Annotated in this window: 4 protein-coding genes and 1 pseudogene; 2 read left to right on the top strand and 3 right to left on the bottom strand. The window is 68.0% G+C overall.

From position 1 onward, the window contains the following. Positions 1-187: 187 nt before the first annotated feature. Both ACWEBX_RS26335 and ACWEBX_RS26340 read right to left on the bottom strand, forming a co-directional pair. A complete protein-coding gene (locus ACWEBX_RS26335) occupies positions 188-1,843 on the bottom strand; it encodes a hypothetical protein (RefSeq protein WP_451887286.1) in 1,656 nt (551 codons plus the stop codon). Positions 1,844-1,963: 120 nt separating this feature from the next. Continuing rightward, positions 1,964-5,902: a LamG domain-containing protein gene (locus ACWEBX_RS26340; protein ID WP_451887287.1), complete on the bottom strand. Its 3,939-nt coding sequence runs from the start codon at positions 5,900-5,902 to the stop codon at positions 1,964-1,966. 311 nt (positions 5,903-6,213) lie between these two features. Between ACWEBX_RS26340 and ACWEBX_RS26345 the strand changes: the two genes are divergently transcribed. Next, complete coding sequence (locus ACWEBX_RS26345) at positions 6,214-14,907, top strand: scabin-related ADP-ribosyltransferase (protein WP_451887288.1); 8,694 nt, start codon at positions 6,214-6,216, stop codon at positions 14,905-14,907. Continuing rightward, the gene (locus ACWEBX_RS26350; RefSeq protein ID WP_451887289.1) at positions 14,894-15,313 is read left to right on the top strand and encodes a hypothetical protein; all 420 of its coding nucleotides are present in this window, start codon (positions 14,894-14,896) and stop codon (positions 15,311-15,313) included. Before ACWEBX_RS26345 ends, ACWEBX_RS26350 begins: the two co-directional genes overlap by 14 nt. 174 nt (positions 15,314-15,487) lie before the next feature. Here ACWEBX_RS26350 and ACWEBX_RS26355 read toward each other — a convergent pair. Further along, positions 15,488-16,866: pseudogene (locus ACWEBX_RS26355) on the bottom strand (hypothetical protein); the annotation flags it as partial.

Below are 16,866 nucleotides of genomic sequence, written 5' to 3' on the forward strand. Positions count from 1 at the left end.
GCCGTCTGCACCCCCCCGGTGCCCCTGTAGCGGGTCGCACCGAGCGCCAACCAGCAGTCGCGTTTGAACGGAACGAACCGGCGCCGCACCACCATTCCTCTCGCACCGTGTCGCCCAGTCGGCCGGCCGAGCCACTACCGGGCCGGCCGGACAGAGAGGGGGCGCGCTGGATCCGTTGTGACGTGGATCAGTGGACGTGGACGTAGTCGGTGACCTTGGTGCTGGTGAGGTAGTGGTTTCCGGTCTGGCGGCTGAGGGCGAGGGCCCAGGTGCCGTCCTGCTTGGCGGTCACCAGGCCCGTGAGGTGGCCGTTGTGTTCGCTGCCGAGTTCGCAGACGTAGTGGTAGGTGGTGGAGCCGCGAGGCTTGAAGTAGAGGGTGGGTGCGCCCCCTTGGAGAGGCTTCCAGGTGGTGCCCTTCTTGTACTGGAGGGTGCCCGCGAAACTGATCGACTGGCCCTTGCGCACTGTGTCGGAGGAGGCGTGGAAGCCGGTGATGCGGGTGGCATAGCGGTAGAGGTGCACCGGCTTGGTGGTGCTGGTGCCCAGGTCGGGGTTGCCGTTGAAGCGCGCCCGCCAGTACGCGTCGGTGTCCGGCTTGGCGAGGGTGCGGGCGAACGTCTCCTCGAACAGGGGTTTGTTGTGGCGGATCGGGACGGGAACGGTGGCGGCGTCCTTCCAGCCGCTCTTGCCATCCTTGGAGTACTGCAGCGTGACGGTGGGCTGGGCGGGCCAGTGGGCGTGGGCGTCTTCGTAATAGACGTCGCCGTGAGTTTGCAGGGACCCATCGTCGTTGAGTGATGCGCTCAGCGCGATGTGCGTGGTGTAGGCGACGTGGAGGCTGAAGGGTTCGGTGGTTGTCTGCTGGAAGGGCATGTCGCCCGTGCCGACGACGAGTTCGGCGCTGGGGGCGGCGTTCTCAGAGGAGACGTGCAGGGTGTAGTCGCCCCGGTTGTCGGTGGTCGTCTGCCCGGCCACGGCGTGGCCCTCGAGGGTGATCGCGGTGTGCGGCAGCGGTTGCCAACCTGAGGCGGTCTGGATCTCCGCGTGGCCGGTGACGGTTCCCGTCGCACCCTGCTGCAGGTTCAGGGTGTGAGTGCTGGCAGAGAAACGGACCGGTGCCTGCGCGGTGTGCAGGTTCTGGGGGGACATCGGCGGGTGGATCGCCCCCGGGTAGCGGCTGGAGGCCTCGGGCACGGTGTACAGCTGGAAGAACGGCTCGGAAGGGATGAAGGCGGCGGTGAAGCGACCGTCGGCGGCGGTCGGCGCGGTCGTGTGGACGTACCCGGCGTCGACGTCGATGGTGACCCCCTCGGCGGGAGCCGGTGTGTCCGGGTCGCGGGGGTCGCGGGCGACGACGGTGCCGCTGACGGAGACGTCCTGGTGAAGGTAGTCCGGGACTGTCGGGGTGGTCGTGACGCCGGTGACCGTGATGACGGTCCGGTAGTGCAGGGTGTGCGGCGAGAGGGCCTCGGTGACGGTGGCGCCGGAGGCGTCCTGGAGATCGACGGTGACCCGGTAGTCGCCGAGTTGGGCCAGGTGCACCGGCGCCCTCCAGACGCCGGAGCTGGCGTCGTGTCCCTCGAACTGGGTGAAGGCCTCGGTCGATCCGGCCTCCGGGGCCCCGTCCGGTGCGTCCAGCGGATAGAAGTGGGCCGTGATCCGGGTGAGCGGGCTGTCGGAGTGCGCCGTGACGAAGAGCAGGCCCGGTTCGTACCAGCCGTCGGCGTCGGACAGGACAGGACCGCCGGTGGTGCCGTCCGCGTGGGCCGGGGCGCTTCCCGTGAACAGGGAGGCGGACAGGGCGGTCGCCGTGGCCGCGGCCAGGAAGGTGCTGCGTCTCATGAAGTTTCCCAGGGCAGAGGTGGGTTGCTTGGGCGGAGCCGGATTTCGGATCCGTGCCGGCGCCGCCCGCACCCGGAGGTGTCCGGGTGCGGGCGGCGGTACGGGATGACGGTGAGGGTGTCAGTCGAGCTGGGCGACCTTGGGCAGGTCATCGGCGGACGCGGCGTCGGCCGGGGGGAGAGCATAGGGATAGATACGGACGTTGCTGATCGCGCCGTTGGTGTATTCGCCGTAGGCCCCGGAGGCGAGCTTGCGGCCCAGCTGCAACGGACCGGTGGCGTTCCAGGGGGTGTACGTCCAGTCGTTGGTGGCGGTGAGCTTGCCGTCGACGTAGAGGCGGATTTCCTCGGCGGAGGCGTCGTAGATGCCGACGAGATGCGTCCACCGGCCGACAACCGGCTTGGTCCCGTAGGTCGCTCGCCAGACGGCGCTGCTGGTGTCCGTGCTGTGCCGGCCGAACGCCCAGGCCTGGGCGCCGGAGGAGTAGTACAGCTGGAAGCCGTTGTTGGTGGTGCCGTTCTGCGAGAGGAACGTGCTGTTGGCGGTCAAAGAGTTGAGCTTGACCCAGGCGGAGACGGTGAAGCTCTTGGAAGTGTCCACGGCTGGGCCGCTCGCGCTGCCGTAGCCGGTGGTGCCGTTCAGGGTGAGGGCGTTGCCGCGGGTGGTGTCGTTGGTCCAGGAGTAGCCGCCGGACAGGCCGGCGGTGAGTGTTCCGGTGCTGTCTGCAGTCGTGGCGCCGCTGCCTTCGGCCAGCTTCCACCAGTGGGTGGCGGAGTCGGTGACCGATCCCAGTGAGACGGCCGGGGCGAAGTCGTAGGTCGGCGGTGAGGTGAGGACCAGGCTCTGGCGGTAGTTGTACTCGAGGAGCTGGCCGTAGGCGTCGACGGCATACAGATCCGGCATGCCGTCCGGACCGCCGGGGTTGGTGGAGGTGCTTTGGACCGGGCTGTTGACGTCACCGGGGGAGGCGACGACCGGGTAGGCGGTCGGCGACAGGGTGAGGCCGAGGTTGGTGTGCGTGCCCGGGTGGAGCAGGTCGGGGACCAGCGTGGCCGGGTCGACGGTGATCGGGTAGCTGTACAGCTGGCCGGTCGTATTGTCGCGGGACCACAGGACGGGCTTGCCCTTGAAGGTGCCCGCGGCGATCAGGCTCTGGCCGGTCCAGTCGCCGTCACCGAGCAGGAGCGGGTTCTTGAGGTGGTAGCCGCCGTCGGACTGGTAGATCCAGAGTTCCTTGTTCTCGACGGTGATGACGGCGGGGTAGTCGTCGGTGTTGCCGAAGACGTTGCCCGGGGCGATGAGCTGGCTGACGTTCCAGCTCGCGCTGTTGTAGTCGGTGCCGCGGCAGCGTGTGTCGTCGGCGACGACGTCGGGCGCCGCGCAGGCGTCCTTGACGACGCGGTCGAAGCGCTTGTCGACGAAGCCGCCGAGGGCGGACCAGGGGGTTCGGGGGATGGAGGCGTCGTTGACCGGGTCCAGGTCGTTCTTGACGATGTAGAGGTTGTGGCTGCTCTTGTTGTACGCCCACAGGTCGTCGCCGCTCGCGCCGTGCAGGTTGCCGCGGTGGGCGATGAGGTAGTTGTTCCAGCCGGTGCCGTCGGGGGAGTCCTCCTTGGCGGAGACCGTGACGGGGCCGGTGACGTGCTGGGTGTCGGTGACCGGGTCGCTGTGGACGGGTGCGGTGTTCTGGCCCGGGTCCTGGTCGCCGGGGATCAGGTCGAGGTCGCCGGTTTTGGTGGTGGCGAGCAGGTCGGGTACGCCGTCGCCGGAGATGTCGCCGGGCGTGATCGTGGTGGCGTGGTTCCAGGGGACCGTGAAGGTGTAGCCGGTGGGGCTGGTGGAGATGTTGCCGGCCTTGTCGACTCCGGCGACGTACAGGGTGTGTACGCCCCAGTCCTGGATCGGGACGGGGATGGTGGCGGTGGAGCGACCCTGGCTGTCGGTTCCGGAGACCGTGGCGCTCTGGCCGTCGGCTGCGGTGGGCGGTGAGTCGAGCTGCCACAGGAAGGACGCCATGCCGCTGGACTTGCAGGCGTTCGGGACGCAGGTGTCGTCGGAGGCAGGGGCGTCGGTGCCGGCGACGGTGAAGTTGGTGGTCTTGCCCGGGCCGGCGTAGACGGGTTCACCCTCGCGTACGGTTCCGACCTGGGGGAAGGCGGGGTTCCCGGAGATGTCCGGGGTGGACGGCGCGGTGAAATCGGTGTTGAACCAGCAGTGGTCGGACTTGCCCGAGGTCAGGGCCTGGTCCGAGTCGTCCTCGGCGTAGACGTCCCAGCCGTACTGGTGTCCGTCTTTGAGGGTGGCGCCGATCTTCATCGCCGCGTCGGTGCCGGAGGCCAGCGATTGGCTGTCCGGGGTCGAGACGGCGGCGCCGTCGCCGTCGCCGTCGGGGTCGACGGTGCGGTCCCAGACGTAGTAGTGCGCCTTGACCTTCTCGCCGGAGATCTGGCTGGTGACGGTGGAGTGGAGGGTGATGTCGCTGCCGGCGCCGGAGTAGGTGGTGGCACCGATCCAGCCCACTCCGCTGGTGGTGCAGGCGGTCGCGGCACCGGCGGCAGGCGGGGTCGTTTGCAGCTTGGTGGGTATCCCGGGAGGGATGTCGAACTTGGTGGTGAGGGTCAGCGTGGTGGACAGGCGCAGGTAGTCGTCGTTGCTGGACGACTCCGATTCATTGCCGTACAGGCCGATGGTCCACGTGTCGGTTTCGTCGCCGAAGGTGCCGTCCGCGTCGTAGCCGTTGCCGTCCTGGTCGGCGATCTTCTGGGCTTGCGCCTTGACGTGGAAGGTGGCGGTGCTGTTGCTGCAGGAACTGCCGGAGTTGGCACCGCTGGGCACCGTATCGGTCACCGGCGGGAAGGCGGTGTCGTGGACGCCTGGGCGGGACAGCCAGTCGGTGCTTGAACTGATGGCGTTCGTGGTGTGGAGCGTGAGCGGCTGATCATGGCTGCAGTCGTAGCTCGCTGCGTACGTGGTGGAGATCTTGACGTAGGCGTCGTCGACGACGAACGAGGAGTGCAGTCTGTCGGTTTTGATCGCCCAGTACGAACGCTCCATGCCGACTCCGCAGGCACCGCCCCACCGTTGGTAGCCCGCACCCTGGCCGTTGGTCTGCGCCTTGTCGTACTGCGGAGAATTGTCGCAGGTCGAGCTGGAGTAGATCTCGGTGTAGTGCCCGACGTTGGAGGCGACCGGGTTTGTGTAAGGGTCGATGTAAACGGGGTAGGCGGTGTCCGGGTCGGCGAGCATGCCTGCGTCCGGGATCAGCGTCAGAGCCTTGTTGGTGGCGGTCATCGCGACAGGCTCGGTGTCGGCTTCCGGGCCGGGGCCGTCCACGGAGGACGTCACGTCGGCCACCGGTCCGCCGAGCTTGGGCGGGGTGGTGGCGGAGTCCCACATCAGCGGCTGCGGGCTGGTGTAGGCGAGGCCGCCGTCGTCAGCGGTCGCCTTCATGGCGTCGGAGCCGGTGGTGGCCAGCGTGAGGCCGTGGGTGTCGGCGGCCATCGTCAGCTTCTTTAGCTGCGGGTTGGCCGCCGCGTCCGCGTTGTGGACGATCAGGACGTCGCTGAAGCCACCCTGGTCGGTGACGGAGACCGACAGGTCGACGCCGGGCAGCACCGAGGAATACAGCGCCGTGTCGTCGCTGACGCTCGGTGCCGGCAGGGTGAAGGGCAGAGTCAGCGCCATGCTGGGGCCGTCGGCGTGGGTCAGGGTGACCAGCGGGCCGTTGCCGCCGCCGGAGAGGGTGACCTTGTTCGGTGTGGCCTGGGGCGCGTAGTTGCCGTGGTCGTCGGAGGCAAGGGTGGAATCCACCGGGGTCCACACGCCGTCCTTGAAGACTCGGGTGGGCAACGCGCTGGTGGTGTTGGCGAAGGTGCCGTCCGGCAGTGCGTCGGTGGTGGAGACCTCCGTGGTCAGCGCGTCCACCGGGACGGTCCTGCCCGTGGAGAGGGCCTCGGACCGGGCTGCCAGCAGCGGGTCGGCCGGAGCGGGTGCGGAGTCGTCGGCGACGGCGGGCAGTTGGGGGAGTGTCGCCAACAGGCTCAGTACCGCAGCGAACATGGCCAGTCTACCGGCCGCAACAGAGCGCCTTGGGCGGTTGCGTATCGGAGGTCTCAACACCTGGCGGGCTTCCTTCGGTTCGAGGGGCAGCGGGGTGCAAGAGCCCGGTTGCCGCAGTGATCTGAGAAGTGATCAATTCCGGCACAGAAACTACACAGCGTCTGTCATAGGCATGCATGGCTTCTCCCTGGAAACGGCAAAGTGTCTTGAGGTGTGATCATGAAGCTACCTAATCTCCGGATTCGATCGCGCACCTGTGATCGAACGGTGTGACGGACCCTCAAAAGGGCCGTTTGGTGGGGGGTTTAGGCGTGAGTGGCAGACGGCGCTGGTTCGTGGGAACGTGGCACCGGAAATTCCTCGGCGGACTCGGGTTGTGGACCGTTCCGATCGCCCTGCTCGCGCTCCTGGTGCCGGTAGTTGTCACCACGGGATTCGGAATGCCCGGCTTCATGGCAGGTCACTCCGGCGACGACGGCTTCGGCCACCACGGCGGCTTCACCTTCGACGGCACAGTATGGCGCCCCAAGAATCTCCCCACCACCAAAGCCGTAGGGTCACACCTTCTACAGCCGAAGGTGCGACGACACCCCAAGGGCTACAAGCCGTTGGCCACCTACCGGGCGCAGGCGAAGCAGTGGCCCAAGGCCGGTACCGCCGTTGTAGACCTCGGCACGCCGGGCAGCACCAAGCCGGTCAAGGCAGGTTCCCTACCCGTCTGGGTGGCGCCCGCCGACACCGAGCAGAGCGTCGCCTCCGTGCAGGTGCAGGCCGCCTCCCACACCCAGACACTGCGCACCGGCGCCAACGGCATGCTCCTCGGCATCACCCCCTCGGGCAGACAGTCCAATACCCCTGCCGGCAGCTCCTCCGGCACCGCAACCGCTCATGACCGAGTCAAGGTGGTCATCGACTACTCGGCCATCGCCCGTGCGTACGGCGGCGGTTACGGCTCCCGGCTGCGGCTCGTGCAGTTGCCGGGCTGTGCGCTGACCACTCCGGAGAAGGCGGAGTGCCAGAAGGCCACCCCGCTGAAGTTCACCAACCGGGCCTCCGCCGGGCAGCTGACGGCAACCGTCACCATGGCCTCCGCGTCCGGCGACGACGGCACGGCCGGTCCCACATCATCCGACGACGCGGCCAGTTCGACGCCGACCGCGAGTACCGGCCCCTCGCAGTCCCCGGACGCCACCAACACCGAGAAGCCGACCACTGCCACGGAATCCCCGAATCCCGACCAGAACACCGCATCCCCCAAGCCGTCCGAGAGCGCGAACGGGCCGGAGGCGATGTCGGAGCGCACCGCGCCGCTGACCGCGGCCGCCGGCACCACGGCGCTCGCCGTGACATCCGGCGCCTCCGGCTCCCAAGGCGACTACGGGGCGACGGAGTTGTCGGGCGCAGGTACCTGGCAGGCGTCGGCCACCGGCTCCTTCACCTACTCCTACCCGATCTCCGTGCCCGCCGCGATCGGCGGCAACGCGCCCTCGGTAGGCCTGGGTTACGACTCCCAGTCCGTCGACGGGGAGACCACCGCCCGCAACTCCCAGGCCTCATGGGTCGGCGACGGCTGGAGCTACCAAGTCGGATACGTCGAGCGGCGCTACCGCAGTTGCAGCTCGCTGCTCGATTCCGACGGCAAGAAGCTCGTCAAGGGTTCGGGGGACGAGTGCTGGGGCGGGGACAACGCCATGCTCTCCTTCGGCTCGCACTCCGGCGTGCTGGTGCCCGACGGTGTCGACTCCGGCGTGCCCGGCGAGATCAAGCAGTGGCGGATCCAGGGCGACGACGGCACGCTCGTACAGGAGCTGTCTGGCGCGGCCAACGGGCTGCACGACGGCGTCTACTACCGGGTGCTGACCTCGGACGGCACCGCCGCCTACTTCGGGGCCGACCACTCGCCGAAGGACCCCGGCACGAGCACCGCCATGCCCGCCGATCCCGCCGACGCCTCCACGCATTCCGCTTGGGGTGTTCCCGTCCTGCACCCGCGCTCGACGGACCCTTGCCACGATGACGCCAAGGGCAAGTCGTCGCAGTGCGACAAGCCCGAAGGCTGGCGCTGGAACCTCGACTTCGTCGTCGCGCCGGACGGTTTCGTGCAGCGCTACGACTACACCACCGAGTCCAACTACTACGACCTCGGCGGCGGCCAGGCGGCCGCGAGCGACGACCCGGACGACACCGGCACGCTCACCTCGTACACCCGAGGCGGCGCGCTGACGCTGATCTCGTACGGCTACACCCTGGATGACGAGCAGGCCGGCCGCACTCCTGCCGCCGAGGTCGATTTCGGGCTGGCGCAGCGGTGTCAGACGACCAGCACGTTCACCGACTGCTCGGCCGACAACCTCAAGGACAGCACCGCCACCCACTGGCCGGACGTGCCGTGGGACCTGCACTGCGACTCCACGGACAAGACCAAGCTTCCCGACGGCGCCACCACCGTTCCGGCCGATGTGTGCGTCACCTCCGGCCCCAGCTTCTGGACCACGACGCGCCTGGACTCCATCACCACCAAGGTCCACGTGAAGGCCACCGACCAGCTCACCGCGGTCGACACCTACAAGCTGGGGCAGGTCTACTCGGACGCGGGCGGCACCGTCGACCCGGTCACCGGCACCACGGTGGACCCCAAGGACGCCGGGATGCTGCAGGCCGTGATGTGGCTGCAGTCCCTCCGCCACACCGGCAAGGGCACCTACGACAACGGCAACAGCGACATCGCGCTGAACCAGGTGTCGTTCACCGGCACCGAGATCGACAACCGGGTCAACGACGATTCCCCGTCCGCGCCACCGCTGTACCGGCCGCGGATCTCCAGCATCCAGACGGAGACCGGCGAGTCGATCGCCGTCGAGTACAACACGGCCCCCTGCGCGGGCAAGACACTCTCGATCTCCCAAGCCGACAGCAACACCGAATCCTGCTACCCCGTCTACTGGACCGTCCCCGGTGCTTCGAAGCCGATCGCGGACTGGTTCAACAAGGTCACGGTCGACAGCGTGGCCACCTCCGACCTGACGATCGCCGGCCAGTACAAGCCGGACGCCCAGAACAACCCGGCCGGCTCCGAGACGCAGGTCTCCCACTACAGCTACTCGGGTCCGGCCTGGCACCGTGACAACTCCGCACAGACCGACGACCAGTACCGCACCTGGGACCAGTTCCGCGGATTCCGCACGGTCACCGTGCAGACCGGGCAGGCCCCGGAACCCGTCACCCAGCAGACCACCACATATCTGCAGGGCATGGACGGCGACTACAAGGCCGACGGCACCCGTCGCGCCGTCAGCGTGGACGCCAAGGTCGACGGCAACACAGTGCTCAGCGTCACCGACGCCGACCAGTTGGCCGGCACAGATTTCCAGGACACCAACTACACCCAGGCCGGCGGCACAGTCGACGCAGTCGGCATCAACGGCCCGTTCACCTTCACCACCACCGCCTCCGCCGCCCAGACCTCCTGGACTGCCTGGACCCAGGACGACAATCCAGGCGGAACCAAACCCGACCCCTCCACCCTGCCCGACCTCACCGCACACCGCATCAAGGGCAGCAGCTCCCTCCAGTACGAACTCCTCGCCAACAACACGTGGCGGCACACCAAGACCGACACCACCTACGACAGCCAGGGACGGCTGTCCACCGTCAACGCCCACGGCGACGGCGTCGACCCCAAGCAGGAAAAGTGCGCCACCACGACCTACGCCGACCCACCGTCGTCGAACACGATGATGCTGTCCTACCCCGACCGGGTCACCTCGGTCGCAAGTGACTGCACCACCGCGGCCAGCGCGAGCAACCTGCTGACGGACAAGAAGATCTACTACCTCGGTGACGGCACCCCCGCCGGGCTCGGCACCTTCGGGAAGGTCTCCGCCTCCGGCGAGTCGACCGCTACACAGACGGCCACCGGCTACACCGGCACGACGGAGAACTGGCTGACCACCTCGGCCATGGGCTACGACGGCGCGGGCCGGGTCACCGACGCCTACGACGCCACCGGACAGAAGACGCACACCGACTTCAGTCCCGCCTGGAGCAGCGCGGGCAACAACACCAACGCCACCGGCGAGACCTCCACCAACAGCAAGGGATGGAAGGTCACCTCCACGCTCGACGCCCTGCGCGGTGCGACCCTGGAGAGCGTCGACGCCAACGGCCGCAAGACCGACATGACCTACGACGCACTCGGACGGCGCACCGCCGTGTGGCTGCCCGGCCGGGACAAGGCAGCCGGCCAGAGCGCGGACCGCACCTTCGCGTACTCCATCAACCCCGGCGCCGTCCCCGCACCCGGCGACACGATCACCCAGCCCGGCGCGCCGACGTCGGTCACCACGAAGTCCCTGCGGGACGACGGCACGTACGCGACGTCGGTCTCGATCTACGACGGCATGCTCCAGCCCCGCCAGACCCAGGCCACCGCCATGGGCGACTCCAACTCCGGCCGGGTCATCTCCGACACCTTCTACGACTCCCACGGCTGGCAGACAGCCGCCTACGCGCCGTACTCGGAGCCGAACAACTTCCCCTCGACCACGCTGTACGCGGCGAACGAGAACCAGATCCCCTCGGAGACCACCACCGCCTACGACGGTGAGGGCAGGCCCCTGAAGGCGACCCTTTGGCACCAGGCCGTTGAGCAGTGGCACGCCTCCACCAGTTACCCGGGCGCCGACGAGGTCGACACCACGGCAGCGGCCGGAGGCCGCTCCACCGCCTCCTTCACCAACGCCGTCGGCCAGACCACCAGCACAGTGGTGAAGAACACCGGCTCCACCATCACCCTGCCCGCGGGCTCGGTGATCCCGTCCGGGACATCGCTGACCTCTGACAGCGTGCGCCTGACGATGCAGTCGGACGGCAACCTTGTCCTGTCCGCTCTCGCGACAGGTGCGACTATGTGGTCGTCGGGCACATCCGGCCACGCCGGCGCCTGGGCGAAGTTCGGCACCGACGGCAACCTGGTGATCTACAGCACCGCCGCAGCCCAGCTGTGGACCACCGGCCTGACCGCCACCACCGGCGCCACCTTCCAGGTCCGCAACGACTCCACCACGGCCGTCGTCGCCTCCAACGGCACCACGATGCTGTGGAAGCAGGGCACCGCGGGCGCCGTCGCGGCCGCCGACGCCACCACCAAGTACACCTACACTCCCGCCGGCCAAGTCGACTCGATCAAGGACAACGCAGGCAACACCTGGTCGTACACCTACAACCTGCTCGGCCAGAAGCTGACCCAGAGCGACCCGAACACCGGCACGGCCACGTTCGACAAGTACGACGTCGCCGGCAACCTGCTGCAGACCACCGACGCCCGCGGCCAGGCCATGTCCTTCACCTACGACTGGGACAACCGGCCCACGGCCGAGTATGCCGCCGCCTGGTCCGCCACCCCCGACCAGTCGAAGCTGCTGGTCTCCCACGTCTACGACACGCTGGAGAAGGGCCATGCGACCTCTGCCACCCGCTACGTCGGTGGCGCCTCAGGGGCCGCCTACACCCAGGCCGTCACCGCCTACAACACCGCCTACCAGCCGCTGGGCACCACGCTGACCGTCCCGTCCTCCGACGGCTTCGCCGCCGCCGGCCAGTCCAGCGCACCCGCATCCGGCAGCGTCACTTACACGACCACCAACCACTACACCGACACTGCCGGCCTGCTGTCCACCACGCACTTCCAGGCTGACGGCAACCTGCCGGCCGAGGACATCGACTACGGCTACACCCAGCAGGGCAACCTCGACGGCATCGGCGGCTTCATCAACTCCGCCAACACCCCCGCCTACCTCGACACCGCCGTCCACGACGCCTTCGGACGCGTGCTGCAGGCCAACTACGGCCGCACCGGCAAGGAACTGGCGACCTTCGCCCAGTACGACGCCACCACCGGGCGCGTCACCCAGACCAGCAGCATGCTGCAGACCTCGGCCAACGCCCTGGACGTCACCAACCTGCGCTACAACCAGGCCGGCGAACTCACCGCGATCGACGACCTGCAGGACAACACCACGCACGACACCCAGTGCTTCACCTACGACTCGTTCCAGCGCCTGACCACCGCCTGGACCGACACCGCCGGCATCACCGACCCGAACGCGGCCACCCCCGGCGCGGTCGGCGGCTGTACTACCGCACGGGTGCAGACGACCACCACGTCTCCCATCACCGCCTCCACCGTAGGAGGCCCGGCCCCCTACTGGCAGAGCTACAGCTACGACCAGCTCGGTGACCGCACCGGCACGGTCAACCACGACACCACCGGCAACGCCCTCAACGACACCACCCAGGCCGTCACCTACCCCGGCGCGAACGGTACGGCGCCCGCCACCCTGCCCGACCAGGCAGGCACGGCCACTCTCACCAACCCGGCCGGTACGGCGACCATCGCCCCGACCTACACCGACCCCGCCCACGGCAACGTGAACGCCGGCGACACGATCAGCCGGAAGGTGACCTCCACCGGTCCGCTGACCAGTTCCTTCACCATCACCGGCGGCGTCAAGCGGTGCATCGACGACGCTGGCGGTTCCACCACTGCCGGCACCAAGGTGCAGGTCAACACCTGCAACGGCGCCACCAGCGAGAAGTGGACGATCGGCACCGACGGCACGGTGAAGGTCCTGGGCATGTGCCTGGACACCACCGGCAACGCGACCACCAGTGGCACCCTTGTGGTGATCGACACCTGCAAGACCGACGCCACCCAGAAGTGGAAGGCCACCACCACCGGCACCCTGGTCAGCAACGCCAACACCGCGATGTGCCTGACCGACCCCGCCGCCTCCGCCACCACCGGCACCCAGCTCACCATCACCGCCTGCGGCGGCACCGGCCAGACCTGGACCAACGCCGCCACCGGCGCGGTCCCCGCAGGCCAGGGGCAGACCTTCACCTACGACGCCGAGGGCCGCACCGCCACTGTCGCCACGACCTCCGGCGCCCACACCAACACCAGCAAGTACCTCTACGACGCCCAGGGCGGCCTGCTCGAACAGACCGTCGCCGTCGACGGCGTCGACAAGACCCGCATCCTCTATCTCTTCGGCGGTGCCGAGCAGATCACCCTGAACGTCTCCGCCAAGACCTGGACCGGCCTGCGCAACATCACCGGCCCGGACGGCACCACCGTCACCCGCTCCAGCACCGGGACGGTCTCCTACCAGGTCGCCAACGGCCAGGGCACCGCCGTCACCGCCGTCGACGCCTCCACACTGGCCGTCACCCGCCGCTCCTTCGACCCCTTCGGCAACGCCCGCGGTGTGAAGCCGAGTTCCTGGGTGGCTGCGGACGAGAACCACGGCTTCCTCGGACAACCCGCCGACCCCGTCAGCGGCCTGAACCTGCTGGGCGCCCGCGACTACGACCCCGTCCTGGGCCGCTTCCTCACCCCCGACCCGGTCTTCGAGCCCGGCGACCCCAACCAGATGGGCGGCTACACCTACGCCGGCGACAATCCGGCCAGCTCCTCCGACCCGAGCGGCCTGATGGAGATGATGGACTCCAGTGGCGGAGGCTGTAGCGCCAAGTGCGCCGCCGCCAACGACAAGGTGTACTCGTCCACCTCCACTTCCAGCGGAACGAAGAAGCACAGCAGCGGCTGCTCGGGCTTCTGGGGATGTGCCGGGCACTACTTCACCAAGGCACTCCCTGTCGCCGAGAAGGTCGCGACCGTGGTCGCCGTCGTGGCCGTGGTCGTGGTGGTGGTCGTGGCCGCTGTCACCTGCGCGGGAACCGTGCTTGCGGCACCCGCCTGCCTCATAGCGGGCGGTGAAGCAGTCGGTGCGGTCGGTGGTCTGGTCGGTGGCGCCGACTGCATGGCCATGGGCTGCGGCGGAGGCGAACCGATAGCCGACGAAGCAGGGGACTCGCCACCCGCAGGAGGCAGCGCAGGTGAGGCCGGCGTGGCCCCGAAGGGTTCGGCCGATGCCGCACCCCACGACGCGGGCAGCGGCTCGGGCGACGCGGCCGCCGCCTCGGGCGCGGGCAAGGAATCCACGAGCGACTCCGCGGGCACCAACGCCGCCGCGCCCAAGAAGGCCAGCGCCCAGGACGAGGCAGCCTCCTCGAGCAGGGCAGCGGCTGCACCGGACGAACCCAGCACGGGCAACTCGGGAACCACGGCCGAAGGATCCGGCAGCGGTTCACGGTGCAGTTTCTCGCCCGAGACGCCTGTGCTCATGGCAGGGGGCAAGACCAAGGCCATCGGCAAGATCAAGACCGGCGACAAGGTCGAGGCCGCCAACCCCAAGACGGGCAAACACCAGGGCGCCCGCACCGTTCAGCACATCTGGATCAACCACGACAAGGACCTGCTCGACGTCACCGTCCGCGACAAGGACGGCCACACAGCAATCCTGCACACCACCGCCAACCACCCCTTCTGGGACGACACCACCCACACCTGGAAACCGGCCGGCGAACTCCGGAGCGGAGACGCCCTCAACACCGCGGCCAACGGCCACGCCTACGTCGTCTCCATCCGAATCACACCCGGGGCAGCGGACCGTTGGAACCTCACCGTCCGTGAACTCCACACGTACTATGTTGTAGCGGGCGCCACGGCGATCCTGGTGCACAACACCTGCGGTCCTGAACATGTGAAGGCGGAGGGCTCCGGGCCGTACTTCCGTGGCGACTTCCGGTCGCCTGAGACGATTAAGGCTGACGGCGGCTTCCAGCCTCAGGCGCCGGAAAGCGAAACGACTCTTGCTGAGTATGCAGATGCCAAGCGGAACCATAGTGCCTTCGTCGGTACGTCGAAAAAGCGAGACATCGCAATGAGTCAGTTTTCCCGGCCCGGGGCGTACGTTTATGAGATCGAGATGGAAGGCGGCATCGACGTGAATGGCACCCTTGGTGCCGCGAGTCCCTCGCCGCATGAGCTAGAGGTCGCCTTCAAGGGGGGTATTCCCTGGGCGAACGTAGTCCGGGCCTGGAAGGTCGACGAGTTCTGGGAAATCGAGGACGAGGAGTCATTGGTCTATGAAAGGCAGTGAGACTGTCCCGCTGTGCCGGGCGGACGGAGGTGATTCCCCTGCCGATGCACGATTGAGCTGGACGCTGACGGAGACAGCCACCCTCCTGGTCTCCATCGACGGCCTGGGTGAGCTCTCATCCTCGGAGTCTGACCTGTTCGAGTGCCTGGTCTCCGTTAGGCGGCGACTGGAGCCCCTGGGCATCCGGATCTGCTGCAACGGTGCCCGCCGCGATGCCTACCCGTCACGGATGAACCGGGACATGGGAGGAGGCCTCAAGGTGCAGGTGCGCCGGATGGGACGGCCGACGACCCTCAACGATGTGAAGGACACCTTCGCGCCTGCCGATGCGTCCGACATCGGAACGGTCGAGGAGCAGGAAACGTACTACGGCGACTGGCTCAGAGTGCTGAGGTCCCTGGCCTGAGGCTGAGCCGCCGGGCGGCGGGGATGGTTCCGAGTCCGCCCACGACAGCGAGAAGTGGTGCAACTGCTCCCTGCACGCGCAGGGATGGTCCCGGCAAGGTGACCGAGTGCGGGGACGAGCAGCTCTGCTCCCCGCACTCGGGGATGACCGGCCTCTAATCGCGGGACCGCGGAATCAGGGCCGTGCTTCGGCTTGGTGGCTTCTGATGGTCTGCCAGCGGCGTTCGTAGTCGTGTGTGTGGTTGAGGATGTCGTCGGTGGTGATGGCCCGGTTGTACTGAGCGGTGATTCCACGCTGTGTACAAACCTGCGCCACGGTCTGCAGCGAGGGAACAGCGCTCTCAAGTCGGTGGTCTGCCCAGATCTGGTAGATGCGGAATTGGAGGAAGTACCGGCGCAGAGTGGAGGGGCTGATGGGGCTGCCGCCGCGGCCGATCACGCCGAGGCCTGCGAGGCTTGTGGAGAGTTGCTTGTCTGTGGGCTCCTGGCCGTGCTCGTTTTGGTAGTGCTTCCACGCGAGGTAATACCGGTCGACCACGGTGAGGGCGCTTTTTTGGGTCACTGGCGGTTGCTGCGCGTCGATGGATGCATTCACTGTCGGGCCTGGTACCTCCTTGGCTGCCTGCGCTCCTGTGCTGGCAGGAGGCGTCATGCACGGAGCAGGCTCTGGAGCGTTCTTCTTTGTGCCGGGGTCGGCCAGCGCCCTCTTGGCGGGTAGTTCGTTCTCACCGAAGTCGCGCTGCTGGAAGGCGTGGACGAAAGCGTTGAGGTCTTGCCCGACGAGGGGCTCGCCGGCCGCTGTGGTGATGCCATCGCGCTCGAAGACGTAGCGAGCCAGGGCGGCCGCGTCGGGGTATCTGCCGTACTCGTGTGCGAAGTCGATCCAGGCCCGGTAGAAGAAGTCCTCCCAGTTCACGTCATCACGGGCCTGCCCAGCTTCAGCAGGTGAGGTAGTGGTTGGCTCGTAGCGCTGTCGCAGGCTGGTCAGAATGGGGGACAACTGTCCATCCGACAGCGGGTCGCCTGCTGCTGTTGTCATGGCGAAATGCTCTTGCAGGAACAGGGCGAACTGGCCGGGCGTGGGCGCCACCAGGAACTGAGCAACCCACGACTGGTAGGCGTCAGCGAACAGACCATTCTCACGGGCATCCTGCACTGCTGGACTCTGCGCCAGGGGCACCTGCGCCTGCGACTCGGCCTGCTCCGGGGCCTGCTGAACATTTACGTCAGGCGGTTGATTCGTTTCCCACTCCAGGTGCTTGTGCCCAGCAGAGGCCGCCGGGGCTTGGGCGGACGCCTCGATCGCCACGGGCGCTGGTGTCGGCAGCACAGCGGGCTCGATGCCGGCCGCGGCGAGACCCGCCGGGGCCGTCTCCGCGAGGGGCACGCCGTAGCGGGCCAGGCGCAGCGGCATCAGCGACTCCACGGGGGCCTTGCGGCGCCAGGCGCGGCCGAAGCGGGAGTGCAGACGGGCCTGGTAGACCAGACGGTCCTGCTCCAGCTTGATGACCTGCTCGTAGGACCGCAGCTCCCACAGCTTCATCCGTCGCCACA

The sequence above is a fragment of the Streptomyces sp. NPDC005070 genome (genome assembly GCF_053600395.1).

Coding starts and splice junctions, on each gene's coding strand:
- ACWEBX_RS26335 (WP_451887286.1), bottom strand. CDS start 1,843: ATGAGACGCAGCACCTTCCTGGCCGCGGCCACGGCGACCGCCCTGTCC.
- ACWEBX_RS26340 (WP_451887287.1), bottom strand. CDS start 5,902: ATGTTCGCTGCGGTACTGAGCCTGTTGGCGACACTCCCCCAACTGCCC.
- ACWEBX_RS26350 (WP_451887289.1), top strand. CDS start 14,894: ATGAAAGGCAGTGAGACTGTCCCGCTGTGCCGGGCGGACGGAGGTGAT.